The organism is Rhodococcus sp. R1101 (assembly GCF_000278445.1).
GTDB lineage: Bacteria > Actinomycetota > Actinomycetes > Mycobacteriales > Mycobacteriaceae > Rhodococcus > Rhodococcus gordoniae.
In genome coordinates this window covers 1-2,294 of sequence record NZ_AJVB01000562.1, presented here as the reverse complement: position 1 = coordinate 2,294, position 2,294 = coordinate 1, and the positions used below count along the sequence as shown (strand labels likewise).

The window sequence follows — 2,294 nt, the reverse complement described above, 5'->3', positions numbered from 1 at the left end:
TGTTCGGTGGCCTGGGTGAGTCGCCGTTCGGCTTCCTGCGTGGCTTCCTCGAGACGGCGTTCGGCTTCGGCCTTGCTCGTCCGTTCGAGTTCGTCGAGGGAGCCGAGCACCTTGGTGCGGCGTTCGGCCATCGTGATCTCGAAGTCCTGCTGCACCTGCTCGCGCTTGGCCTCGGCTTCGGCGGCGAGTCGCTCGGCTTCCGCGCGGGCCGCGGCGACGATCCGTTCGGCCTCCGCGCGGGCCGCGGTCATCGTCCGCTCGTGCTCGGCCGCGAAGGCGACGCGGGTGTCCTCGAGTTCGGCGAGCTTCTTCTCGTAGTCGCCCCGGAGGCGGATGCCCTCCTGCTCCGCGAGCGAGATCATCTCGGCGGCGTCGGCCTCGGCGCGGGCACGCAGCTCGGAGGCCTCGTCGGAGGCGAGCCGCAGCATCCGTGAGATGCGGTCGCTCATGCCCTCTGCGGTGGTGGGAGGCACCGACAGCCGGTCGACGTCCTTGCGGAGTTCGTCGATTTCGTTGCGGGCGTTCTCGAGCTGACGGGCCAGATCGCGGGCCTGCGCGGCGGCGGCGTCGCGGTCGGTGGCGGTCACGCGCAGCTCGGCTTCGAACCGGGCGAAGTAGTTGGTCACCTCGTCGCGGTCGAAGCCCTTCCGCACGATGGAGAACGGCAGGTGGCTGGGTGCGCGATCACGATCGAAGACCATGGAGACAATCTACCCGTTGGATGCGGGTACGACCCGGATGCGCTCCCGCCCCATCCGTGTTCGGGAGCGCATCCGGAAGGGCCGTCAGTGAGCGGGATGCGCTGCGGGCTCGACGAGCTCGACGAGGACGCCGCCCGCGTCCTTCGGGTGCAGGAAGTTGATGCGTGAGTCGGCGGTGCCGCGACGGGGTGCGTCGTACAGCAACCGGACGCCGCGCTCACGAAGCGCCGTGGAGACGGCGTCGATGTCGGAGACGCGGTAGGCGAGCTGCTGCAGACCCGGGCCGTTGCGGTCGATGAACTTCGCGATCGTGGAGTTCTCGTTCAGCGGGGCGAGCAGCTGGATCATGGTGGACCCTTCGGGGGTCCCCGGAACGGCCAGCATCGCCTCGCGCACGCCCTGCTCTTCGTTGACTTCCTCGTGGGTGGACACGAGGCCGAGGTTCTCGGCGTACCAGGTGAGAGCGGCATCGAGGTCGGGAACTGCGATGCCGACGTGGTCGATTGCGGTGACGAGCCCGGAAGCGAGAACGGACGCTGCCGGAGAGGATGTGGGAGAGGTCTCGGTCATGCTCTAGACGGTAGCGGTACCGTTGAGTGCACTCCTACCGGGATTCAGGTGAATACCGGTGGAGTTTTCCGATCACATGCCGATCTTTCGGAGGAATGTCCCGTGAGCAGTTCTGTCATCGTCGCCGGAGCCCGTACGCCCATGGGGCGCCTGCAGGGTTCGCTCAAGGATTTCTCCGGATCGGATCTCGGTGGCGTGGCGATCGCCGGTGCGCTCGAGCGCGCCGGTGTGGCCCCTGAGCAGGTCGAATACGTCATCATGGGCCAGGTGCTCACCGCCGGCGCCGGCCAGATCCCGGCCCGTCAGGCCGCCGTCGCCGCCGGCATCCCGATGAACGTGCCGGCGCTGACCATCAACAAGGTGTGCCTGTCCGGTATCACCGCGATCGCGATGGCCGACCAGCTGATCCGCGCGGGCGAGTTCGACGTCGTCGTCGCCGGCGGCCAGGAGTCGATGAGCCGGGCCCCGCACATGCTCGAGAAATCCCGCGCCGGCTTCAAGTACGGCGATGTGACCCTGCGCGACCACATGGCCTACGACGGCTTGCACGACATCTTCACCGACCAGGCGATGGGCAACCTCACCGAGTCGGCCAACTGCGGCGATCGCTTCGTCTCCCGCGACGAGCAGGACGCCTTCGCCGCCGCCTCGCACCAGAACGCCGCCCGAGCCTGGAAGGACGGCCTGTTCGACGACGAGGTCGTGCCGGTGTCGATCAAGCAGCGCAAGGGCGAGCCGATCGTCTTCGCCGCCGACGAGGGCATCCGCCCGGAGACCACCGCCGAATCGCTCGGGGCGCTGCGTCCGGCGTTTGCGAAGGACGGCACCGTCACCGCCGGGTCGGCCTCGCAGATCTCCGACGGTGCCGCGGCGGTCGTCGTGATGAGCAAAGCCAAGGCCGAACAGCTCGGCCTGAGCTGGATCGCCGAGATCGGCCGCCACGGTGTCGTCGCCGGACCGGACTCGACGCTGCAGTCGCAGCCGGCACGGGCGATCGCCACGGCCTGCGAGCGTGAGGGCATC

Annotated in this window: 2 protein-coding genes and 1 pseudogene; 1 reads left to right on the top strand and 2 read right to left on the bottom strand. The window is 68.7% G+C overall.

From position 1 onward, the window contains the following. Both R1101_RS0121605 and mce read right to left on the bottom strand, forming a co-directional pair. Window positions 1-701, bottom strand: a pseudogene (locus R1101_RS0121605) (hypothetical protein); the annotation flags it as partial. An 84-nt stretch (window positions 702-785) separates the two neighbouring features. Then, complete coding sequence (gene mce, locus R1101_RS0121595) at window positions 786-1,271, bottom strand: methylmalonyl-CoA epimerase (RefSeq protein WP_016935327.1); 486 nt, start codon at window positions 1,269-1,271, stop codon at window positions 786-788. Between the two features lie 102 nt (window positions 1,272-1,373). Here mce and R1101_RS0121590 point away from each other — a divergent pair. Then, window positions 1,374-2,294: acetyl-CoA C-acyltransferase (locus R1101_RS0121590; RefSeq protein WP_037224482.1), on the top strand; the 921-nt coding region annotated here is incomplete at its 3' end.